The organism is Citrobacter sp. Cf118, assembly GCF_030334095.1.
GTDB classification, from domain to species: domain Bacteria; phylum Pseudomonadota; class Gammaproteobacteria; order Enterobacterales; family Enterobacteriaceae; genus Citrobacter; species Citrobacter freundii.
Map to the genome: position 1 here is coordinate 907,969 of NZ_JAOWES010000087.1, position 23,851 is coordinate 931,819.

The 23,851-nt window shown below is 53.2% G+C and carries 18 protein-coding genes and 1 tRNA gene (1 of these 19 cut by a window edge); 9 read left to right on the forward strand and 10 right to left on the reverse strand.

Going from position 1 to position 23,851, the window contains the following annotated elements:
• Positions 1 to 54 precede the first annotated feature (54 nt).
• Positions 55 to 1,203, reverse strand: a complete 1,149-nt coding sequence (locus OGX67_RS19675; protein WP_003836902.1) for an MFS transporter — start codon at positions 1,201 to 1,203, stop codon at positions 55 to 57.
• A gap of 385 nt (positions 1,204 to 1,588) precedes the next feature.
• Between OGX67_RS19675 and ycaC the strand changes: the two genes are divergently transcribed.
• Positions 1,589 to 2,215, forward strand: a complete 627-nt coding sequence (gene ycaC / locus OGX67_RS19680; protein ID WP_003035746.1) for an isochorismate family cysteine hydrolase YcaC — start codon at positions 1,589 to 1,591, stop codon at positions 2,213 to 2,215.
• 109 nt (positions 2,216 to 2,324) lie between these two features.
• On the opposite strand, the gene OGX67_RS19685 is transcribed toward ycaC, so the two are convergent.
• The 8 genes from OGX67_RS19685 to lrp all read right to left on the reverse strand — a co-directional run bounded on the left by OGX67_RS19685 (position 2,325) and on the right by lrp (position 14,603).
• Positions 2,325 to 3,188: a dimethyl sulfoxide reductase anchor subunit family protein gene (locus OGX67_RS19685; protein WP_003035744.1), complete on the reverse strand. Its 864-nt coding sequence runs from the start codon at positions 3,186 to 3,188 to the stop codon at positions 2,325 to 2,327.
• Position 3,189: 1 nt separating this feature from the next.
• The gene (locus tag OGX67_RS19690; RefSeq protein WP_003035741.1) at positions 3,190 to 3,807 is read right to left on the reverse strand and encodes a DMSO/selenate family reductase complex B subunit; all 618 of its coding nucleotides are present in this window, start codon (positions 3,805 to 3,807) and stop codon (positions 3,190 to 3,192) included.
• A 10-nt stretch (positions 3,808 to 3,817) separates the two neighbouring features.
• Complete coding sequence (dmsA, locus tag OGX67_RS19695) at positions 3,818 to 6,262, reverse strand: dimethylsulfoxide reductase subunit A (RefSeq protein WP_003836906.1); 2,445 nt, start codon at positions 6,260 to 6,262, stop codon at positions 3,818 to 3,820.
• A 236-nt stretch (positions 6,263 to 6,498) separates the two neighbouring features.
• Positions 6,499 to 7,791: a serine--tRNA ligase gene (gene serS, locus OGX67_RS19700; RefSeq protein WP_003836908.1), complete on the reverse strand. Its 1,293-nt coding sequence runs from the start codon at positions 7,789 to 7,791 to the stop codon at positions 6,499 to 6,501.
• Between the two features lie 92 nt (positions 7,792 to 7,883).
• Positions 7,884 to 9,227: a replication-associated recombination protein RarA gene (rarA, locus tag OGX67_RS19705; protein ID WP_003836910.1), complete on the reverse strand. Its 1,344-nt coding sequence runs from the start codon at positions 9,225 to 9,227 to the stop codon at positions 7,884 to 7,886.
• A 10-nt stretch (positions 9,228 to 9,237) separates the two neighbouring features.
• Positions 9,238 to 9,849: an outer membrane lipoprotein periplasmic chaperone LolA gene (gene lolA / locus OGX67_RS19710; RefSeq protein WP_003831898.1), complete on the reverse strand. Its 612-nt coding sequence runs from the start codon at positions 9,847 to 9,849 to the stop codon at positions 9,238 to 9,240.
• 111 nt (positions 9,850 to 9,960) lie between these two features.
• Entirely contained in the window at positions 9,961 to 13,974 is a 4,014-nt protein-coding gene (gene ftsK, locus OGX67_RS19715; protein WP_257651861.1) for a DNA translocase FtsK, read from the reverse strand.
• Positions 13,975 to 14,108: 134 nt separating this feature from the next.
• Positions 14,109 to 14,603 (reverse strand): leucine-responsive transcriptional regulator Lrp, encoded by a 495-nt coding sequence (gene lrp / locus OGX67_RS19720; protein ID WP_002439523.1) that lies wholly within the window; start codon positions 14,601 to 14,603, stop codon positions 14,109 to 14,111.
• A gap of 547 nt (positions 14,604 to 15,150) precedes the next feature.
• Between lrp and trxB the strand changes: the two genes are divergently transcribed.
• From trxB to infA, 5 genes are all read left to right on the forward strand, one after another.
• Positions 15,151 to 16,119, forward strand: coding sequence for a thioredoxin-disulfide reductase (gene trxB / locus OGX67_RS19725; RefSeq protein WP_257651860.1), 969 nt, complete (start codon positions 15,151 to 15,153; stop codon positions 16,117 to 16,119).
• Between the two features lie 114 nt (positions 16,120 to 16,233).
• A complete protein-coding gene (gene cydD / locus OGX67_RS19730; RefSeq protein ID WP_048219191.1) occupies positions 16,234 to 18,000 on the forward strand; it encodes a heme ABC transporter permease/ATP-binding protein CydD in 1,767 nt (588 codons plus the stop codon).
• On the forward strand, positions 18,001 to 19,722 hold the full coding sequence (gene cydC, locus OGX67_RS19735) for a heme ABC transporter ATP-binding protein/permease CydC (RefSeq protein WP_071697296.1): 1,722 nt from the start codon (positions 18,001 to 18,003) through the stop codon (positions 19,720 to 19,722).
• Between the two features lie 44 nt (positions 19,723 to 19,766).
• Positions 19,767 to 20,471 carry a leucyl/phenylalanyl-tRNA--protein transferase gene (aat, locus tag OGX67_RS19740; RefSeq protein WP_003035721.1) on the forward strand — a complete coding sequence of 235 codons (705 nt, stop codon included), beginning with the start codon at positions 19,767 to 19,769 and terminating at the stop codon, positions 20,469 to 20,471.
• Positions 20,472 to 20,756: 285 nt separating this feature from the next.
• Positions 20,757 to 20,975 carry a translation initiation factor IF-1 gene (gene infA, locus OGX67_RS19750; RefSeq protein ID WP_002211347.1) on the forward strand — a complete coding sequence of 73 codons (219 nt, stop codon included), beginning with the start codon at positions 20,757 to 20,759 and terminating at the stop codon, positions 20,973 to 20,975.
• Positions 20,976 to 21,054: 79 nt separating this feature from the next.
• Here infA and OGX67_RS19755 read toward each other — a convergent pair whose 3' ends face one another.
• Entirely contained in the window at positions 21,055 to 21,966 is a 912-nt protein-coding gene (locus OGX67_RS19755) for a LysR family transcriptional regulator (protein WP_003847025.1), read from the reverse strand.
• A 108-nt stretch (positions 21,967 to 22,074) separates the two neighbouring features.
• On the opposite strand from OGX67_RS19755, the gene OGX67_RS19760 reads away from it, so the two are divergent.
• The 3 genes from OGX67_RS19760 to OGX67_RS19770 form a co-directional block, all read left to right on the forward strand.
• The gene (locus tag OGX67_RS19760; RefSeq protein WP_003035384.1) at positions 22,075 to 22,935 is read left to right on the forward strand and encodes a pirin family protein; all 861 of its coding nucleotides are present in this window, start codon (positions 22,075 to 22,077) and stop codon (positions 22,933 to 22,935) included.
• Between the two features lie 16 nt (positions 22,936 to 22,951).
• Positions 22,952 to 23,629 (forward strand): hydrolase, encoded by a 678-nt coding sequence (locus OGX67_RS19765; RefSeq protein ID WP_046669941.1) that lies wholly within the window; start codon positions 22,952 to 22,954, stop codon positions 23,627 to 23,629.
• A 149-nt stretch (positions 23,630 to 23,778) separates the two neighbouring features.
• Positions 23,779 to 23,851 (forward strand) — tRNA-Ser (locus OGX67_RS19770) (it continues 90 nt past the right edge of the window).

Sequence of the window (23,851 nt, forward strand, 5' to 3'; positions counted from 1 at the left end):
AAAGCATACATAAACAGTATGTATGGGAACCTGTTCATATTCTGTTAAATCAGGTCAAATGTGCGCAATAGAATTGGGTGTATGGCCCGTTTTACGCAACAACATCAGTAAATAAATAAACGATACGCTGGCGATCATGATAAACAGCAAGCTATCTGAATAATTCTGCATCAGCATTGCAGTAAATGAAGGACCCAGCAGACTGCCCACGGTATAGCTCAATAACAATGCCTGATTCATGGCGACCAGCTGATGATGTTCCACCTTTTCACAGGCCCAGGCCATCGCGACCGGGTAGAGGGTAAAGCCTGCCGCACCCAACATAAACAACGCGGGCGCCATCGCCGCCTGATTCAGCATGGCGATACTCCCGACGATCACCACGAAGACCTGGACGCGTAAAACCAACAGACGTCCCAGCTTGTCCGCCAGACGGCCAATCGGCCATTGCCCCAGAATACCTGCACTTACCAGGACCGCCATCCAGAAACCAATGCTGGCGTTACTCACCCCCTGATGATTGAGATACAGCGGCATCAGGCCATACAAAGACCCCAGCACAATCCCGGAAATAATACAGCCATTCACGCCCAGACGCGCCTGGCGGAGTTTCAGCATGGAGACAATAGGCGTAGACTGCTGCTCATCACCCTGCTGATTGGCAATGCGCGTAAACAGCAGTGGCAAAACACCCGCCAGGATAGTACCCGTCACCCACGGCAGGACGTTCATCAATTCCGTGGATACTTTACTCACCAGCAGTTGGCCTAAAAACGTCCCCACGTAATAGATCATCATATAGGCGGCAAGCAAACGTCCGCGATTACGCGAAGTCCCGCTGCACATCAGCGCGCTTTCCACCACCACCCAAATCATGGCGCAGCCAACACCGGCGATAAAACGCCAGGTCATCCAGCTCCAGAATCCCACCATAATCCCCAGCCCGACACAGCCCGCAGCAAAAATAAGCGAGGCGATGTAATAGCTGCGGTTAAAACCCAGATGTTTTATTAAATACCCTGTCAACAACGTCCCTACCAGATTACCGGTAAAGTAAGACGAGCTCACCACGCCTACCTGCCAGGTGGGCAGATTTTCATGGGCGAGCCAAAGCGGGACGAGCGTGTTTAACACGGCGATCGCCAGGGTCAACAGAAGTAGCCCGCACAGCAATAGCATGACGGGACGGGTATAGGTGGACATGAATAAAAACCGTGAGGAAGTTCAAATTTCATGCGCATCATGCCACTGCTAAAAACATTGTCAATCGGCGTAATCAAAGGGCTGAGGCGCTTTCTGGTCGATCGATTTGCGTTACTGATTCTTAATGTGAATAGATAAAAAATACAAAATCACATCTGCTTGTTTTTATTGATCTAAAACAAAAATCTCGCGTTACGTTCAGTCGAAAAATTTCATGGATTACCCTTACTTTTATTTCTTACTAAACTCAATGCGGGATGCTGAGCTGCATTGTCTTCAAAATAGAACCGTGAGTTCTTATTTAGGCATCTACTCCAGATATCGTTCTTTTCGTAGACTTAAATTCATCAAATTTCCCCCACTGATGCTGAACAGGAGAAATATCATGACTAAACCTTACGTAAGACTTGATAAAGATAATGCGGCAGTACTGCTGGTCGACCATCAGGCTGGCCTGCTCTCTCTGGTTCGGGATATCGATCCCGATAAATTTAAAAACAACGTGCTAGCCCTGGGTGACTTAGCAAAATACTTCAACCTCCCAACCATTCTGACAACCAGTTTTGAGACAGGACCAAACGGGCCGCTGGTACCGGAACTGAAAGCGCAATTTCCCGATGCGCCCTATATTGCTCGCCCAGGAAACATTAACGCATGGGATAACGAAGATTTCGTGAAGGCAGTGAAAGCGACCGGCAAAAAGCAGCTGATTATCGCTGGTGTCGTGACGGAAGTTTGCGTCGCCTTCCCTGCGCTCTCAGCTATTGAAGAAGGCTTTGACGTCTTTGTGGTAACCGATGCTTCAGGCACATTTAATGAAATTACCCGTCATTCAGCTTGGGATCGGATGTCTCAAGCAGGCGCTCAGTTGATGACATGGTTCGGAGTAGCGTGCGAGCTGCACCGCGACTGGCGCAACGATATCGAAGGTCTGGCAACGCTGTTCTCGAATCACATTCCGGACTACCGCAATCTGATGACCAGCTACGACACGTTAACTAAGCAGAAGTAAAACCAGGGCGAAAACCCTGGCCTGACATATTGCCTGATGACGCGCAGCTTTAAGGCCTACGGATCTGTAGGCCTGATAAGACGCAAGCTACCATCCGGCATAGTTTGGATTAACTCGCCACCGCCATACCGACTGTCATATGCAGCCCGTAGAACACGCCACGACCAATCAGCTCGCCGACTAACAGCAAAATAAACGCCACGGAAAGCAGCGGAACGGCAGGCTGGTAACCCTTCACTTGCGGTACAATCCAGCAGCACAACGCTAATGCCAGCGCCACAATCCGCCACGCCATCAGCGAGCCGTAATCCGGAACCAGCGCAGAAGCCTGTTGAATCGAACTGTGGATCGTCGCCAGTTCAGCCCCTTGCATGACAGACATGATGGCGCTTACGACCAGAGCAAGCACTGAAATTGCCGGCAGCAGGCGCATAGCCCAACCATCCACGCCAGCAATTCTCAGTAACAGATACCCCAGCAGCGGACCGCCCATAAACATCGTCAGGAAGAAGCCCAGCGGAGTCCAGACGCTGTACCAGGTCGGCACAGTATCAATGGTGTTATAAACGCGTACCATCATCCAGACAAAAACCACACCCAGCACCATGGTGACAACTAACCACAGATTGCGTAATGCGGGCGACATTTTTTTCAACGTGGCCAGCAGCCAGCCGATACCACCAACGGCAAAGAAGATTGAACCGCTGGCAATTTCGTTACTCAACGCCGAAGACCCAACGCGATTGAGCGAGTTAAAGGCGCGCATCGGCGAGCCCAGGTGGAGCATAGAAGCAATGAAGCCAATGCCCATTAATACCCACAGTCCAAACATGCAGGCAATCACGCGCTGCTGCGATTCTGGACGCAAGTCACCTTTCATCAACGCCAGCGCAAGAACGATAAAGCCACCAACCACACACTGTCCGAAGACCGTGAAGATCATCAGCGGCCATTCATGCCATCCACTTCCCATCTTACACCTCCTTCGGATTGGCCAGATAACCTGTGGTATCCCCGGTCGGGCGGCTATTGGCGTTAGGTTTGATGACAATACTCGGTTTGGTAAAGTGCGCACCCGGCAGTGGCGCAACCGCAGCCAGGGTGCCATGCTTTTTGCGCAGCTCTTCAATCGGACCAAAATCCAGCGCACGCAGTGGGCAGGATTCGACGCAGATAGGTTTTTTACCTTCAGCGACGCGCTCATGGCAGCCATCGCATTTAGTCATATGCCCTTTTTCAGCATTGTACTGCGGCGCGCCGTAAGGACAGGCCATGTGGCAATACCGACAGCCAATGCACACATCCTCATCGACAACGACAAAGCCATCTTCACGTTTGTGCATCGCGCCGCTCGGACAAACCTTGGTACAGGCCGGATCTTCACAGTGGTTACAGGCAATGGAGAGGTAATAGGCAAAGACATTCTGATGCCAGACGCCGTTGTCCTCCTGCCAGTCACCGCCTGCATACTCATAAATGCGGCGGAAGCTGACCTCCGGGGTTAAATTTTTAAAATCTTTGCAGGCCAGTTCGCAGGTTTTGCAACCGGTGCAACGGCTGGAATCAATAAAAAATCCATACTGGGTTGTCATCGGTTACTCCTTACACCTTTTCAACCTGAACAAGGTTCGTGTGTGATGGGTTCCCCTTCGCGAGAGGAGACGGACGCTGGGTCGTCAGGACGTTAATACAACCGCCCTGGTCCACGCGTTTTGCGTCCGGGTCATACCACGCCCCTTCGCCTAGTGCCACCACGCCAGGCATCATACGCGGCGTTACTTTAGCCTCGATGTGCACTTCACCACGATCGTTAAAGATGCGCACCTTGTCGCCGTTGTTAATGCCGCGTCTCTGCGCATCCATCGGGTTGATCCACATTTCCTGACGGCAGGATGCTTTCAGAACATCCACGTTGCCATAGGTCGAGTGCACACGAGACTTGTAATGGAAACCGGTCAGTTGCAGAGGGAATTTCTCCACCAGCGGATCGTTTATGCTTTCAAATCCTGGGGTATAAATCGGCAGTGGATCAATCACATCACCTTCCGGCAGTTCCCAGGTCGCCGCGATCTCGGCAAGTTGCTGCGAATAAATTTCGATCTTACCTGACGGAGTAGTCAGCGGATTGGCGTCAGGATCCTCACGGAACGCCTTGTACGCCACGTGATGCCCCTGTGGGTCACGCTGTTTAAAGATCCCCTGCTTGCGGAATTCTTCAAACGTTGGCAGTTCAGGAATCGCTTTGCGCGACTGCTCGTACAGATGACGCATCCACTCTTCCTGAGTGCGACCTTCTGTAAACTGCTGCTCAACGCCCAGGCGTTTCGCAAGCTCGCTGGTCATCTGATAGATAGTCTTGCATTCGAAACGTGGTTTGATCGCCTGATCGGTGAAAATCACATACGACATATTCCCGCAGGAGGCATCCAGTGCGAAGTCCATCTGCTCCGAAGCGGTACAGTCCGGCAGCAAAATATCCGCGTATTTCGCCGAGGAGGTCATATGGCAGTCGATGACAACGATCATCTCGCACTTCTTATCATCCTGTAGGATTTCGTGTGTGCGGTTGATGTCGGAGTGCTGGTTAATCAGGCAGTTACCCGCATAGTTCCAGATCATCTTAATCGGAACATCGAGCTTATCTTTACCACGAACACCGTCACGCAGCGCCGTCATCTCCGGACCTCGCTCAATGGCGTCCGTCCACATAAACATCGAGATACTGGTTTCTACAGGGTTTTCCAGCGTAGGCATACGTTCAAACGGCAAACTGTATGAGCCCTCACGCGCCCCGCTGTTGCCGCCGTTAATCCCAACGTTACCGGTCAGAATAGCCAGCATAGAAATGGCGCGGGTCGCTATTTCACCATTAGCATGACGCTGCGGTCCCCACCCCTGGCTGATGTATGCCGGTTTAGCGCTACCGATTTCACGTGCCAGTTTGACGATTCGTTCAGCAGGAATCCCGGTAATTTGCGCAGCCCATTCCGGGGTCTTGGCAATACCGTCTTTGCCCTGCCCAAGAATATACGCCTTATAGTGACCGTTTTTCGGTGCATCGGCCGGTAAGGTTTTCTCGTCGTAACCTACGCAATATTTGTCAAGGAACGGTTGATCAACCATGTTTTCGGTGATCAGAACATACGCCAGCCCATTTACCAGCGCGGCATCCGTACCCGGACGGATGGGGATCCACTCATCTTCACGACCCGCGCCAGTATCCGTGTAGCGAGGATCGATAATGATCATGCGGGCATTGGATTTCTGTCGCGCCTGTTCAAGGTAATAGGTTACCCCACCCCCGCTCATACGGGTTTCACCTGGGTTATTCCCGAACAGAACCACCAGCTTGCTGTTTTCAATGTCTGACGGGCTGTTACCGTCTGCCCAGCCGCCGTAGGTGTAGTTCAACCCCGCAGCGATTTGCGCTGAAGAGTAGTCACCGTAGTGATTCAGGTAGCCACCACAGCAGTTCATCAATCGTGCTACCAGCGTTTTGCCCGGTGGCCAGGAGCGTGTCAGGGTGCCGCCCAGCGTACCTGTGCCGTAGTTCAGGTAGATAGACTCGTTGCCGTAGTCTTTGATAAGACGCTGCATATTGCTGGCAATGATGTCGTAGGCTTCATCCCAGCTGATACGTTCAAATTTACCTTCGCCACGTTTGCCGACGCGTTTCATCGGGTATTTCAGACGATCGGGATTATAGACGCGACGACGCATGGAGCGACCTCGCAGACAGGCGCGTACCTGGTGCAGGCCGTCATAGTTGTCATCACCGGTGTTGTCGGTTTCGACATACTTTATTTCACCATCTACCACATGCATACGCAGCGGGCAACGGCTACCACAGTTCACCGTACACGCGCTCCAGATGACTTTCTCACTGGCCTGTGTTGGATTAAGGGCTTCTGCAGCATTTGCAATACGGGTAAATGGCAGGGTAAACGCGCTACTGGCCACTGCCAGTCCGCCTATCGCCGTCGTTTTCACCAAACCTCGGCGACTAACCTCAGCTGCCAGCATGGCATCGGGGATCTTAGTTTTCATAGTGGCTCACTCTGCTGCTCACAATAAACAAAAGGCAAATATTCGTTGTATAGATTTTTATATAACGTTACTATCGATATACAGACTGGTAGATACTGAATTTGCGAAAAGACAGAGATAAATACTGACTTTCATTTGAAGGCAGTATTACTCCTATGGAGGTAGTCGTTATTGTCCGACGTCAAACGGGCATAAAAAAAGCGCCCGGAGGCGCTTTTTTAGCAGGGAAAGGTAGCTTAGCCGATGAATTCCAGGCCATTCATGTACGGACGCAACACTTCCGGAACCTGAATGCGACCATCAGCCTGCTGATAGTTTTCCATTACCGCAACCAGCGTACGTCCTACCGCCAGACCAGAACCATTCAGCGTATGTACTAAACGGGTCTTTTTATCGGATTTACTGCGGCAACGCGCCTGCATACGACGAGCCTGGAAATCCCACACGTTGGAGCAAGAGGAGATTTCGCGATAGGTGTTCTGCGCCGGGATCCACACTTCCAGATCGTAGGTTTTGCATGCGCCGAAGCCCATGTCGCCTGTGCACAGGATGATCTTGCGATACGGCAGACCCAACAGTTGCAGGACCTTCTCAGCATGACCGGTCATCTCTTCCAGCGCATCCATCGAATCTTCCGGGCGAACGATCTGCACCATCTCAACTTTATCGAACTGGTGCATACGGATCAGACCACGGGTATCACGACCGTAAGAACCTGCTTCAGAACGGAAGCACGGCGTATGCGCAGTCATTTTGATCGGCAGCGCATCTTCGTCAATGATTTCGTCACGCACCAGGTTGGTCAGCGGCACTTCTGCAGTTGGGATCAGCGCATAGTTGCTGCTGTCAGCTTCTTCATCCAGCGGACGGGTGTGGAACAGATCGCCAGCAAATTTCGGCAGTTGGCCTGTTCCGTACAGCGTGTCATGGTTAACCAGATACGGAACGTAGTTTTCGCTGTAACCATGCTGTTCGGTATGCAGATCCAGCATGAACTGAGACAGCGCACGGTGCATGCGCGCGATCTGGCCTTTCATAACAACGAAACGAGAGCCAGTCAGCTTAACCGCTGCGGCGAAATCAAGACCCGTGTGCATTTCACCCAGAGTAACGTGATCGCGCACTTCGAAATCAAACTCACGTGGTGTACCCCAGCGGCTGACTTCGACGTTGTCATTTTCATCTTTACCCACCGGAACTTCGTCCGCTGGAAGGTTAGGAATGGTCAGCGCAATATCGCGGATCTCGGCCTGTAAGGTATCAAGTTCAGCTTTCGCGGCATCCAGCTCTTCGCCCAGTTTGTTCACTTCCAGACGTAAAGACTCGATATCTTCCCCGCGCGCTTTTGCCTGGCCGATGGATTTCGATCGAGAGTTACGCTCTGCCTGCAGGTTTTCAGTTTGTACCTGCAGAACTTTACGACGCTCTTCAAGAGCGCGCAGCTTATCTACATCCAGCTTAAAGCCCCGGCTTGCCAGTTTTTCTGCGACTGCGTCTGGCTCATTACGCAGCAGATTGGGATCGAGCATGCTTATCCTGTGCTTATCGAATTAAAATAGGAGAAAGTGACCACAGCCTGCGGTCACAGGGATACAGAGACAACATTACCGCAACGATAACACTAACGGTAGCGTTTTATAGGGCTATTTTGATCCTGTCCGGCGAGCCAGGCGAGCTTTTCGCCAATCTTGCCTTCAAGACCTCTGTTTGTGGGGTGATAATAGCGCGTTTGTGCCATTTCCTGCGGGAAGTACTCTTCTCCGGCGGCATAGGCATTTGGCTCATCATGGGCGTAACGATATTCCTGACCGTAGCCCATCTCCTTCATCAGCTTCGTCGGCGCATTGCGCAGGTGAACCGGCACGTCGTAATCCGGACGTTCACGTGCATCAGCCAGCGCGGCTTTGAAGGCGGTGTAAACTGCATTACTTTTCGGCGCGCAGGCCAGATAAACAATCGCCTGAGCAATCGCACGTTCGCCTTCCGCTGGTCCCACGCGGGTAAAGCAGTCCCATGCGGAAATTGCCACCTGCATGGCACGAGGATCAGCATTGCCCACATCTTCAGAGGCAATTGCCAGGCAGCGACGAGCAACATACAGCGGGTCACCGCCTGCACTAATGATGCGCGCATACCAATAAAGCGCGGCATCCGGTGCACTGCCGCGAACCGATTTATGTAATGCGGAGATGAGATCATAAAAGCGATCGCCTTTATTATCGAAGCGTGCGCTGCGCTCACCGGCAATTTCAGTGAGCAATTCTGGTTTCAATACGCGCTTGCCAGAATCATCAACTTCGGCCATATCGGCCATCATTTCCAGCGTATTCAGCGCCCGGCGCGCGTCACCATTAACCAGTTCGGCAATAGCCCGACGCGTCTCTGGCGGCAGTACGATATCCTGGCCGCCGTAACCCCGCGCTTTATCTGACATCGCCTGGTCCAGCACCTGTTCAATATCGTCGGTGGTTAACGATTTCAGTAAGTAAACGCGTGCGCGTGACAGCAGCGCCGAGTTCAGTTCAAACGAGGGGTTTTCGGTGGTGGCGCCAATAAACGTGATGGTACCGTCTTCAATATGCGGTAAAAACGCATCCTGCTGGCTTTTATTAAAACGGTGAACTTCGTCGACAAACAGGATCGTACGCCGACCAGCGTTACGGTTCTGACGTGCACGCTCAATCGCTTCACGAATCTCTTTTACACCAGACGTAACCGCCGAAATGCGTTCGACATCGGCGTTGGCGTAACGGGCAATGACTTCGGCAAGCGTAGTTTTTCCCGTCCCCGGAGGTCCCCATAAAATCATGGAGTGCAGGTGTCCCGCCTCGATAGCGCGCGGCAAGGGTTTACCCGCAGCCAGCAAATGCTGCTGGCCGATATACTGCGCTAAATTTTCTGGCCGCATACGCGCGGCCAGTGGCTGAAAGGTATTATCAGAAAAGTCGAGCGACAGATTGCTCACTCACACGCCTCTACTTACGTTGATCGTCAACCGTTACACCTTGCGGCGGGGTAAAGGTGAATTTGGAAGGTTCAATCGCACCATTCTGCTGAGATTTCAGCTGATAGCTGCTGCGCTGATCGTCTTGCTCAACGGCGCTAAACTGATGGATCGTTCCGTCACGCCCAACATTGATCGTAAACTGCTTCAGGTTACCGCTGCTGGTTTTTGGCGTCAGCACGAAATCATCGCCGTTTTGCTTAATGTTGTACTGCTGCCAGTCACTGGCCTGGTTACGCGCGATCAGCATGAACGGCGTATTGCCCGTGGCGTCTTTCAGCCAGGTCGCGGTCGCCTGTTCAACAAACGGATTAAAGAACCACAGCGTTTTCCCATCGGAAACCAGGATGCTCTCATCAGGCTGGGTCATATGCCAGTTAAACAGATTAGGACGTTTAACCCATAAATCACCCTGACCTTCCTGCACCGCTGCGCCGCTGCCGTCCGTGACCTTCTGAGTAAAGCTGGCATGGAAGCTACTGACTTTATCCAGACGGCTTTTCAGGTCGCTGGCAGCGTCAGCCCAGACACTGCTCACCACAAAGCTCGACAGTAATGCACAGGTGATTGCGATTCTTTTCATCGTTATTCCTCAAAATACGTCACTCCCAACGGGGAGATCCCTCTGCTATCCATTTCAGGCCAAAAATCAGCATGAGGAAAGTAGAAAATACTGAATTACTTAACTTTGCAATCATTCGAAGGGCGGCGGAGCCAGCACTTCACGATTACCATTATGCCCTTGTTCGCTGACAATACCCTGCGCTTCCATCTGCTCGATGATGCGCGCCGCTCGGTTGTAGCCGATGCGGAACTGACGCTGGACGCCGGAGATTGAGGCTTTGCGTTTCTGGGTCACAAAGTTTACCGCCTGATCGAACAGCGGATCCAACTCTTCGCCACCATCAAAGCCGCCACCGCCTCCTTCGCTTTCGCTGTCAGAAGTAATGCCGTCGACGTATTGTGGACGACCGCGCGCTTTCCAGTCCTGAACCACTGCGTGAACTTCTTCGTCGCGGACAAAGGCGCCGTGAACACGCACAGGGATCGTCGAGTTCGGTGCGGAATAGAGCATGTCACCCATACCTAACAGCGATTCCGCTCCGCCCTGGTCAAGGATGGTACGCGAGTCAATTTTACTGGACACGGTAAAGGCGATACGCGTTGGAATGTTCGCTTTAATCAGTCCGGTGATAACGTCAACCGACGGTCGCTGGGTTGCCAGCACCAGGTGGATCCCTGCCGCACGCGCTTTTTGCGCCAGACGAGCAATCAGTTCTTCCACCTTTTTGCCAACCGTCATCATCAGGTCGGCGAATTCATCCACCAGCACAACAATATACGGCAGTTTTTCCAGCACCGGATGCTGAACATCCATACTGTCACCCGGCTTCCAGTAAGGGTCCGGAATCGGACGCCCCATGCGGGCGGCTTCGGCGATTTTCTCGTTATAACCGGCAAGGTTACGCACGCCAAGCGCCGACATCAGCTTGTAGCGACGTTCCATTTCATTGACGCTCCAGCGCAAGGCGTTAGCAGCATCTTTCATGTCGGTCACGACTTCGGTCAGCAGATGCGGAATGCCTTCATAAACCGACAGTTCCAGCATTTTCGGGTCAATCATGATAAAGCGAACGTCTTCCGGCTGCGCCTTGTACAGCATGCTGAGGATCATGGCATTCACCCCAACAGACTTACCGGATCCGGTTGTCCCTGCTACCAGCAGGTGCGGCATTTTTGCCAGATCGGCCACCACCGGTTCGCCCGCAATATCTTTACCCAGCACCACAGTCAGCGGAGATGAATTATCACGGAATTTAGCGTTATCCAGCACTTCACGCAGATAAACGGTTTGACGTTTTTTATTCGGTAACTCCAGTCCGACATACGGTTTGCCTGGAATAACCTCGACCACACGTACCGCTGCGGTCGACAATGAACGCGCCAGATCGCGCGACAGGTTGGAAATACGCGCCGCTTTAACCCCAGGAGCCAGATTAAGCTCAAAGCGGGTAATCACTGGGCCTGGAGAGTAGTTCACTACATCGGCTTTAATGCGGAAATCCGCCAGACGCGCTTCCACCAGACGTGCCATTTGCTCCAGCGCGAACGTATCTATCGGCTCAACCTCGCTCGGCGGCGGTGTGAGTAGATCTAACGATGGCAGCGGCGTGCTTGGACGGTGCACCGGACGGCTGTCGCCATTACGCATCAGCAGCGGATGGATCAGACTATCCTGCGGCGGAACAGGCTGCGCTGGCTGCTGATAATGTTGCTGCGGTGCGACAGGCTGCGCTGGCTGCTGATAATGCTGCTGCGGTGCGACAGGCTGCGCTGGCTGCTGATAATGCTGCTGCGGTGCGACAGGCTGCGCCGGCTGCTGATAATGCTGCTGCGGTGCAACAGGTTGCGCCGGTTGCTGATAATGCTGCTGCGGTGCAACAGGTTCCTGGTACTGCTGCGCAGGCTCCGGCATCACGCCAGGCGTAAACAGCGGCTCATGCGGCCCCTCATCTACCAGCGTTTTCATTGGCGAAAATTCAAAGTCATCGAGCGAGAACGGATTCGCTCCGGCAGGCTGTTCACCGGAATAACGCTGCTGCTGAGAAGAAGCAAACTGGCGAGCCAGTTCCGCTTCTGCGGCTGAATCTTCGTCATCAGTCTGGTGGGTATCGTCCTGATACTCTTCGCCATAACGATGCTGCTGCGACTGAGCGAACTGGCGTGCCAGCTCGTCCTGCTGCATTGCATCCATTTCATCGTCATTGTACGCATCTGTATCAAGCTGCTCTTCGCGCGCTTTCTCTTCAGCCATACGCTGTGACGGCAGTTTGATGCCATACGACGCCAATTCCCGGCGAGTAGGCACGCGCACACGATTTGGGCGCGGTAACTGCGGGCCAATCCCCTCTTTCACCTGCGGACGCGGCGCACCGCTGCCCGCAAGGCTAAAGACAGGTGCAGCTGCTGCACCCGCCCCTAAAGCGGCGCTTTTTACACCGGCAGCCAGCGGTGCAACAGCAGCAACAGACTCAACGGGCGGTATGGATGCAGTCGTCGGCATAGATGGCGTAGACGGTTTAATACGCTCAGGCTCCTGAGCAGGTTCTGGAATCGGCTGATACCATGCGGCCAGTTGCTCACGCTCACGCGCACGTTTCTCTTCGACTTCTTCAAAGTAATAGAGCGGCGGACGAGTCGGTTTAACTTCTTCAACCACGGGCTCAGGTTCCACCACAAGCGGTTGTTCAACCACAGGCTGCTGGAACGTAGTGCTCTGTTGAGGGATTGATTCCTGCTGATAAACAGGTTGCGGCGCAGGCTCCGGCTGATAAGCAGGCTGCTGGAATGTGGCGTTCTGTTGAGAGGTCGGATCCTGTTGATAGACAGGCTGCAGCACAGGCTCTGGCTGATAAACAGGTTCCGGCTGCGGCGCGACTGGCTGCGCATAAACAGGTTCCGGCTGTGGTGCGTAATATTGCGGCTGCGGACTCTCCTCCACAACCGGCTGTTGCCATGGCTCATACGGCTGCTGCACCGGAGGTTGCGCGTACTGGGCTGAATGCGGATAACCTTCAGGCGTTGGTGCAATCGCGGCATCACCGGTTTGCGGGCCTGGTGCGGATTGCCAGGCTACGGCTGGAGCCGGTTGCTCCATAACAGTGTTGGTCACGGGCGAGGTTTGCAGCAACGGATCTACCGGCGCGCTCCAGGCCTGAGCGGCCGTTGTAGCTGCGGCTGCTGCAGCCACAGGCTCGGTCACCGAGTGGCCGTTAAGCAGTGGGTCAAGCTCGTCATATTCAGGCAGCGTCGCGCGATTGCCGGAAAACAGCACATCGTTAGGATCGGCAACCACGCCACGGGCGCTGTATTCAATTTCGTCTTCATCATCCATGCGTTTGCCGGAGAACAGCGCCGCATCGGTATGACGACCAAGCGGGTTGGTAAATTTCTCTGCCAGACGCTTACGGCGCGCTAACGCACCGCGCAGAATACGAGCCCGACGCGATTCATGGGGTTTGCCATCAGCGGCATCGACAGACTCTTCTTCATCTTCATATTCTTCGTCATCGACCCAGGTATCGTCGCGGCGGGTACGGTTGCTGGCAAACGTCAGGATATTGAGTAACCAGCCGCCCAGTTTTTCCGCAATGCTCACCCATGACCAACCGGTGAACAGCGTTAATCCCGCCGCCCAAATGCACAACAACGTCAGCGTGCCGCCGCTGCTGTGCAGTAAGGGTTGTAGCGTAGTGCTGAGCAGACTGCCGATCACGCCGCCAGAGGCGAAATACCAGATGTCATCGGCGTTAATTGCGGCCAGCCCGCAGGAAGTGAGAATCAGCGCCAGAACGCCAATAATGCGCAGCGAGACGGCAAAATAATCGACGTATTCGTCGCTGGCCTGGTGTCGCCAGGCAAACCAACAGCCGCCAACAATGATGACGGGAATGGTGTAGGCCATGACGCCAAAAATAAAGAACAGCGTGTCCGCCAACCATGCTCCGGGTATTCCCCCCAGATTATGGATAGGTTCATGCCATGCGGTTTGTGACCAACTGGGATCCGAAGGGTTAAAGCTGAGTAAGGCAGCCATCAACCAGACTGCAAAAAGGGCAATAAGAATCAGTAGCGCTTCCAGAAGTCGGCGCCCGCTGCTTAACTTCGTCAATGTGACGTCTTTGTCTTCAGTGTATTCCTGGCTCAAAAACGGCTCTCCAGGTTTCAGGCTTTTCCTGCCCGATGCTAAAACGGACAACAGCACCGGGTTACCCCGGCACTGTTGCTGTATGGATTAACAGGAGTGTAATCAAACTGCGTCGATTTTGCACCTGTTCCGTGTTAGCGCGTCTTAATTACCAGACGATTGCTCTGTTTGACTTCTTCCATGACTACATAAGTACGTGTGTCATTCACGCCAGGCAGACGCAGCAGGGTTTCCCCCAACAGCTTACGGTATGCCGACATATCCGGTACGCGTGTTTTCAGCAAATAGTCGAAATCACCGGAAACCAAATGACACTCTTGAATTTCTTCAAGTTTTTGTACTGCAGAGTTGAATTGTTCAAACACATCCGGGGCGCCACGATTCAGAGTAATCTCAACAAAAACCAGAAGTGATGCATCCAGATAATGCGGGTTTAACAGCGCTGTATAGCCCTGAATAAAACCCTGTCTTTCCAACCGACGCACACGCTCAAGGCAGGGCGTTGGTGAAAGTCCCACACGTTTAGAAAGCTCGACGTTAGAAATACGCCCATCCTTTTGCAGCTCATTAAGAATGTTACGATCGATACGGTCGAGATCTTTGCCAGGGCGCTTCTTACTATCTACCATTATTATTGTCTCTCTGTATTCCTTCCCTACTCCTGCCTGACTCTACCAACATCACTGTTCAGAGTCGCTACCCATCAAAATAAACCGCAACCCAGAGGGATTTTCGGTTCGCAATGTCTGGGTTTATGGTGAGAAGACCGTTGCCTGTCGGCGGCTATCGACATCACGAATGGCATCTGTCCACACCATGCGTAGATTTCGCTAACACGGTAAACATGGTATCTACATGCATGATTATGCAGCACATACATGACACAGTTTTTTTCTTCCTTGAATGTTTTCGCAAAACAGCAGGGGATTGTCAAAGCAAAACATCGATTTTTAGTACAACATGCCAGTTATTCATTCGCAGTGATGGAAAATCGTCATTTTATCACCTTATAACTGACCGATTTTAAGTAGAAATCGTTATAGTATTACGGCTGATCACCCCGTTCATCGGTTTCTGCTATTACACATATTGTTAACAAAATCGCCATACTCTTTTTTTACGTCTGTAAATTCCCTACAATCCTGCTCATTGCCTGCCAACAACTATGGGGATCTCATGGGCGCAACCAAACACAGTAAACTTCTTATTCTGGGCTCTGGCCCTGCGGGATATACCGCTGCGGTCTACGCTGCACGCGCGAACCTGCAACCGGTACTGATTACCGGTATGGAAAAAGGTGGTCAGTTGACCACAACAACAGAAGTGGAAAACTGGCCTGGCGATCCGCACGATCTTACTGGCCCGCTGCTGATGGAACGTATGCACGAACATGCGTCCAAATTTGACACTGAAATCATTTTTGATCACATCAGCAAAGTTGATCTGCAAAACCGTCCTTTCCGTCTGACCGGCGACAGCGGTGAATACACCTGTGACGCACTGATCATCGCCACCGGCGCTTCAGCACGTTACCTGGGTCTGCCTTCAGAAGAAGCATTCAAAGGCCGTGGCGTTTCCGCCTGCGCGACCTGCGACGGTTTCTTCTACCGTAACCAAAAAGTTGCGGTGATCGGCGGCGGCAACACCGCTGTTGAAGAAGCGCTATATCTGGCGAATATCGCATCTGAAGTGCATTTGATTCACCGTCGCGACAGCTTCCGCGCGGAGAAAATTCTCATCAAACGTTTGATGGATAAAGTTGAAAACGGCAACATCGTGCTTCACACCCACCGCACGCTGGAAGAAGTGACCGGCGATCAAATGGGCGTAACCGGACTGCGTCTGCGCGATACGCAAAACACTGACAACGTGGAATCACTTGACGTTGCCGGGTTATTTGTCGCTATCGGTCACAGCCCTAATACCGCTATTTTCGACGGTCAGCTTGAACTGGAAAACGGCTACATCAAAGTTCAGTCCGGTATTCACGGCAATGCCACTCAAACCAGCATTCCGGGTGTCTTCGCAGCCGGTGACGTGATGGACCATATTTATCGCCAGGCGATTACCTCTGCGGGCACGGGCTGTATGGCCGCGCTTGATGCAGAACGTTATCTCGACGGTCTGGCGGGCGCTTGCAAATAAGTTTTACAAATCAGTAACAAAAGTAAAAAAGGCGACTATAAGTCGCCTTTATTTTTGCCTCGTTGTAACATTGCCCTGCCCAAAAATTCCAATAACTCACCTGCTAAGCGTGCAATGAATAAAACCCGTCAAAAAGAGCTGACCCGCTGGTTAAAACAGCAAAGTGTAATTTCCCAACGATGGCTGAACATTTCGCGCCTGTTGGGGTTCGTGAGCGGCCTGTTAATTGTCGCTCAGGCCTGGCTCATGGCCCGAATTCTGGACCATATGATCATGGCCAATATTCCCCGAGAGGCGCTTCTGCTTCCTTTCATCGTGCTGGTATTGATTTTCATCCTGCGGGCATGGGTCGTCTGGTTACGCGAACGGGTCGGGTTTCACGCAGGGCAGCATATTCGCTTTGAAATTCGCCGCCAGGTGCTTGACCGTCTGCAACAGGCAGGTCCGGCCTGGATACAAGGCAAACCGGCCGGGAGTTGGGCCACGTTGATCCTGGAGCAGATTGACGATATGCATGATTACTATGCACGTTATCTGCCGCAAATGGCGTTGGCCGTATGCGTCCCCTTATTGATCGTGGCGGCGGTATTCCCGTCAAACTGGGTGGCCGCCCTTATTCTGCTTGGAACTGCCCCGCTGATCCCGTTGTTTATGGCGATGGTTGGTATGGGTGCTGCCGACGCTAACCGCCGCAATTTTCAGGCTCTTGCTCGCCTCAGCGGCCATTTCCTCGACCGCCTGCGGGGCATGGAGACGCTAAGAATCTTTGGTCGCGGTGAAGCCGAAACGGAAAGCATCCGCGCTGCGTCACAGGATTTCCGCCAGCGCACCATGGAAGTCCTGCGCCTGGCTTTCCTGTCATCCGGTGTCCTTGAGTTCTTTACCTCCCTGTCCATCGCACTGGTCGCGGTTTACTTCGGCTTTTCCTACCTTGGCGAACTCGATTTTGGACACTACGGCACAGGTGTCACATTGGCTGCCGGCTTCCTCGCGCTCATTCTGGCGCCGGAATTTTTCCAGCCCCTGCGCGATCTGGGCACGTTTTATCACGCCAAAGCACAAGCCGTTGGTGCAGCAGACAGTCTGAAAACCTTCATGGAAACCCCGCTTGCACATCCTGAGCGTGGCGATATTGAGCTGGCGACAAAAGACGCCGTGTCAATCGAAGCACGAGATCTGGTCATCACCTCGCCGGAAGGTAAAGTGCTTGCAGGCCCGCTCAACTTTACCCTGCCAGCCGGTCAACGCGCGGTGCTGGTTGGCCGCAGCGGCTCCGGAAAAAGTTCGTTGCTCAATGTCCTGTCCGGATTTCTCTCTTATCAGGGATCGCTGAGAATTAACGGCTTTGAACTACGCGACCTGTCGCCTGATTGCTGGCGCAAACAGCTGTCCTGGGTTGGACAAAATCCGCAGCTCCCTGCCGCCACGTTACGCGATAACGTGCTGCTCGCTCGCCCCGATGCCAGCGAAGAACAGCTGCAGGCCGCACTCGACAGCGCCTGGGTCAGTGAGTTTTTACCGCTACTGCCGCAGGGTGTAGATACACCAGTAGGCGATCAGGCGGCTCGACTTTCTGTCGGACAAGCGCAGCGCGTTGCCGTGGCTCGCGCCTTACTCAATCCGTGTCAGTTGCTGCTGCTGGATGAACCTGCAGCCAGCCTGGATGCACACAGCGAACAACGCGTGATGCAAGCGTTGAACGCAGCGTCACGCCGCCAGACTACGCTGATGGTGACACACCAACTTGAAGACCTTGCCGACTGGGACGCTATCTGGGTGATGCAGGACGGACAGATCGTTGAACAAGGCACTTATGCAGAACTTAGCGCAGCCAACGGGGCGTTTGCGACATTACTGGCTCATCGTCAGGAGGACATCTAAATGCGCGCTTTGCTACCTTATCTGACGCTGTATAAACGTCACAAATGGATGTTAACCCTGGGGATCGTTCTGGCGATCGTCACACTGTTGGCAAGTATTGGTTTGCTGACGCTTTCCGGTTGGTTCCTGTCGGCTTCTGCTGTGGTGGGTGTCACCGGGATTTACAGTTTTAACTATATGCTCCCTGCCGCCGGGGTACGCGGTGCGGCAATCACCCGCACCGCGGGCCGCTATTTCGAGCGATTGGTCAGCCACGACGCGACGTTCCGCGTGCTGCAACATTTGCGTATATATACCTTCAGCAAACTGCTGCCGCTCTCTCCTGCTGGCCTGTCCCGTTATGGACAAGGTGAATTGCTTAACCGCGTGGTGGCGGATGTCGACACGCTCGATCATCTCTATTTACGCGTGCTCTCCCCGCTTGTAGGCGCTTTTGTCGTCATCATGGTGGTCACGCTGGGGCTAAGCGTTCTCGATTTCACGCTGGCTATTACTCTCGGCGGTATTATGCTGCTGACCTTATTTATCTTGCCCCCACTCTTTTATCAGGCAGGTAAAAGCACCGGGCAAAGCTTGACGCATTTACGTGGGCAGTATCGTCAGCAGTTAACATCCTGGCTGCAGGGCCAGGCTGAACTGACCATCTTTGGTGCCAGTGAACGTTACCGCGCGCAAATGGAAGCCACTGAGTTGCAGTGGCATGAAGCCCAACGACGTCAGTCTGAATTAACGGCGCTATCACAGGCGGTCATGCTGTTAGTCGGCGCACTGGCAGTGGTTGTGATGTTATGGATGGCCTCAGGTGGCGTAGGTGGCAATACCCAGCCTGGTGCGCTGATCGCGCTGTTTGTCTTCTGTGCGCTGGCCGCATTTGAAGCATTAGCACCCGTCACCGGCGCGTTTCAGCATCTCGGACAGGTTATTGCCTCTGCGCTGCGCATCACCGAACTGACTGAACAGCAGCCAGAAGTCACCTTCCCGGATGCCGGTTCCCCGGTTTCTGAGCAGGTCACTCTCACGCTACGCGATGTATCATTCAGTTATCCGGGACAAGCACAAAAAGCGCTCGACACCCTTTCCCTGCAGGCTCAGCCCGGTGAGCATATTGCGATTCTCGGTCGCACCGGATGCGGTAAGTCAACGTTACTGCAATTGCTTACCCGTGCATGGGATCCGCAGCACGGCGAAATTCTGATTAATGAGCAGCCGATTTCAGCCCTCAGTGAAACCACGCTGCGCCAGAGCATCAGCGTCGTGCCACAGCGCGTGCACCTGTTCAGCGCGACGCTTCGCGACAATCTTCTGCTGGCGGCACCGCACGCCAGTGATGACACATTATCCGCAATGCTGTGCCGCGTCGGTCTGGACAAACTGCTTGAGGGTGATGGACTCAACGCCTGGTTAGGCGAAGGGGGTCGACAGCTTTCTGGTGGCGAACTTCGTCGTCTGGCTATCGCCCGTGCCTTATTGCACGATGCCCCACTGATGCTGCTGGACGAACCGACCGAAGGACTTGATGCAACAACAGAAAGCCAAATGCTTGAATTAATTGGCGATGCCATGCGTGATAAAACCGTACTGATGGTGACACATCGTCTGCGCGGCTTGTCACGTTTTGATCAAATAATAGTGATGGACAACGGACACATTATTGAGCAAGGTAATCATGCAGATTTGTTAGCCCGGCAGGGACGTTATTACCAGTTTAAGCAACGTCTGTAAGCTATTATTGAACGATCAAACTCGCGTAGTGGAGTTTCGCAGTCATGCGCCTGGTGCAATTGTCCCGTCATTCTATAGCCTTCCCTTCACCGGAAGGCGCTTTACGCGAGCCTAACGGTTTGTTGGCGCTTGGCGGCGATCTCAGTCCAGCCCGACTATTAATGGCCTATCAGCGCGGAATTTTCCCGTGGTTTTCGCCTGGCGACCCCATCCTTTGGTGGTCGCCCGATCCACGCGCCATTCTTTGGCCCGAGAAATTTCATCTCAGCCGCAGCATGAAACGCTTTCATAAAAACTCGCCTTATCGCGTGACGCTCAATTACGCGTTCGGTCAGGTGATTGAAGGCTGCGCGAACGACCGGGAAGAAGGCACCTGGATCACGCATGATGTAGTGGACGCCTACCATCGCCTGCACGAACTGGGCCATGCGCACTCCATTGAAGTGTGGCGAAAAAATGAATTAGTGGGCGGTATGTATGGCGTGGCGCAAGGTACACTATTTTGTGGCGAATCAATGTTCAGCCGTCAGGAAAATGCGTCCAAAACCGCACTGCTTGTTTTTTGCGCTGAATTTATCCGTCAGGGCGGAAAATTAATCGACTGCCAGGTATTAAATAGCCACACAGCTTCGCTGGGCGCCGTCGAAACCCCTCGTCGGGAGTACCTTGAACACCTGAGCAGACTGCGCCAGCAGCGGCTACCGAGCCATTTCTGGGTTCCCAGGACGTTATTTTCGCCTCAGGGGTGAATGTTTTCGGCACATTTTTTGTCGGGGTGTTATAATTGTCGCGCAGAGTTGGTTTAGCCCATTACCCCGCCGCCGTTAAGGAACAGTTCGCGTCAGGCAACGCCTATCGTTTATCTCCTCGTTCCCTTACACGTTGCGCTTTAAGTGCGGCTTTGCCGTGTGTGGTTAGAGTAATGCGCCAAACCCGATTTGCTGTGTTTTAAACGCACAAATCTTTACTTATTAAAAGAACTTCGGCATTATCTTGCCGGTTCAAATTACGGTAGTGATACCCCAGAGGATTAGATGGCCAAAGAAGACAATATTGAAATGCAGGGTACCGTTCTCGATACGTTACCTAATACCATGTTCCGCGTAGAGTTAGAAAACGGTCACGTGGTTACTGCACACATCTCCGGTAAAATGCGCAAAAACTATATCCGCATCCTGACGGGCGACAAAGTGACTGTTGAGCTGACCCCGTACGACCTGAGCAAAGGCCGCATTGTCTTCCGTAGTCGCTGATTGTTTTTAACGCCCGAATGGCGTCCAGATAATAAAAGGTCGGTTTAACCGGCCTTTTTTGTGGGCTGAGGATATGTATTTAATCCTCAATCATCCGCGCATATTCTTCCGTTAAGAAATCTACTAACGCGCGCACTGACGGCAATAATCCCCTGCGTGATGGAAAGACTGCGTGAATAATTTCTCGCTTCGGTTCCCAACCGTCGAGCAACGCCACCAGTTCACCCGCGGCTAATTGATCTTTTACCATCAGTTGCGGAAGCTGCACTACCCCCACACCGGCAACTGCGGCTTCACGTAGCGCCAGCATATCCGTGGTAATCATTCGCGGCGTGAAATGCACTTCTGCCCGCGCGCCCTGCGGGCCAAATAACTCCCAACGATGTACATGTTTGCCCGAGGCGAGACTCAAACCAGGCCAGCGTGTCAGCTCCGCCGGAGAGTGTAACGCCCCCATTTGCTCGATTAACTGCGGGCTGGCATACAAACGATGCCCCCTGTCCGCCAGCACACGCATCACCAGGTCGCTATCCTCAAATGGTCGAGGCCTGACACGAATCGCCACGTCCAGACCTTCTCCAACGACGTCAACACGGCGATTTGTCGCCTCCAGTTGCACTGATACGTCAGGATAACGCGCCATAAAACGAGCAAGCATTGGCCCGATATGCACATGCAGCAACGTGACCGGGCACGTCAACTTCACCACGCCACGCGGTTCAACCTGTAACGCGGCAATGGCATCCTGCGCCGCCTGCGCTTCAACCAACATCGCCTTACAGTGTTCGTAAAAGGTTTGCCCCACTTCCGTCACGTTAAACTGGCGGGTGGTTCGCTGAATCAGTCGAACTCCCAGCCTCTCTTCCAGTTGCGCTATCCGTCGGCTTAGTTTTGATTTCGGTTCATCAAGCGCCCGACCCGCCGCCGCGAATCCTCCTTCCTCTACAACATGCACAAACCATGCAAAATCATTGAGATCTGGCTTCGTCATCTAATTGTCCTATTTATGAGACAGTGAGAGCTATTTTAGCTACTACTCAGCTCGCTGTCATGAATATAAGCTTATTCACATCAAGATAACGCCACTGAGGAGACACAAATGAAACACGTAACAGGCGTCTACACCGCACCTCGCCCGCACTGGGTTGGCGATGGATTTCCGGTTCGCTCGATGTTTTCTTACCAGTCTCATGCTGAGCAACTAAGTCCGTTCCTGCTGCTGGATTACGCCGGTCCACATACGTTTACGCCGGGTAACGAAAAACGCGGCGTAGGCGAGCACCCTCACCGTGGTTTTGAGACGGTGACCATCGTTTACAGCGGCGAAGTTGAACACCGTGATTCAACCGGTCGCGGCGGCATTATCGGCCCCGGCGACGTGCAGTGGATGACCGCGGGTGCAGGAATATTACACGAAGAGTTCCATTCACCAGAATTTACCCGTCAGGGCGGCGAACTGGAAATGGTACAGCTGTGGGTCAATCTGCCAGCAAAAGACAAAATGGCCGTTCCGGGTTACCAGGGCATCAGCAGCGATGTGATCCCCTCTGTCGCCCTGCCTGATGAAGCAGGAAGCGTTCGGGTGATTGCGGGCAGCTATCAGGATACAAAAGGCCCGGCACATACCTTCTCGCCGCTGAACGTTTGGGATATGCGTTTACAACGTAATCATCAGCTCACGTTGTCCCAGCCGGAAGGATGGAGCACTGCGCTGGTGGTATTGAAAGGGAATATCACCGTAAACGGCACTACGTCTGCCAGCGAAGCGCAACTGGTGGTGCTGAGCCAGCAAGGGAAAACGCTGCATATTGAAGCCTCCAGCGACGCCAGCGTGCTGCTGCTTTCTGGAGAACCGTTGAACGAGCCGATTGTTGGTTACGGTCCGTTTGTAATGAACACGAAACAAGAAATCGCTGAAGCCGTACGCGATTTTAACTCCGGCCGCTTTGGCCAAATCTGAATCGAAGGAGAAGAATATGTCCAGTCCTGCAAACTTTAATGGTTCACGTCCGGTCATCGATGTAAATGATTCCGTCATGCTGCTTATCGATCATCAGAGCGGGTTGTTCCAGACCGTCGGCGACATGCCAATGCCAGAACTGCGTGCGCGTGCCGCCGCGCTGGCTAAAATGGCGACCCTGGCGAAGATACCGGTGATTACCACGGCATCCGTACCGCAGGGACCTAACGGCCCGCTGATCCCCGAGATCCACGCTAATGCGCCACATGCCCAATACGTGGCGCGTAAAGGCGAAATCAACGCCTGGGATAACGAAGACTTCGTGAAAGCGGTCAAAGCAACAGGTCGTAAGACGCTGATTATCGCCGGTACGATTACCAGCGTGTGCATGGCTTTCCCGGCTATCAGCGCGGTTGCGGAAGGCTATAAGGTCTTCGTAGTGATCGACGCTTCCGGTACTTACAGCAAAATGGCGCAGGAAATCACCCTGGCTCGCGTTGTTCAGGCTGGCGTCGTGCCGATGGATACCGCCGCCGTCGCGTCTGAAATTCAGGGCACATGGAACCGTGAAGACGCCGCCGAATGGGCGGAAGTGTATACCAAAGTCTTCCCGGCTTATCAGTTGCTGATCGAGAGCTACAGTAAAGCCCAGGAAGTCGTGACCAACGGCGAAAAACTGGACTCTCAGCGCTAATCCTATCCTCCGCGCCTGCCTGGGCGGAGGAATATGTATATTGCGTAACCAAACGAGAGTTAACACGTAAATTCTGCTTGACCGTTTTAGCGCAACTCCCTATAGTAGCGCCCCGTTGCCCCCCAAGCGGTCAGGCAGCAATACAATATGGTGAGGTGTCCGAGTGGCTGAAGGAGCACGCCTGGAAAGTGTGTATACGGCAACGTATCCGGGGTTCGAATC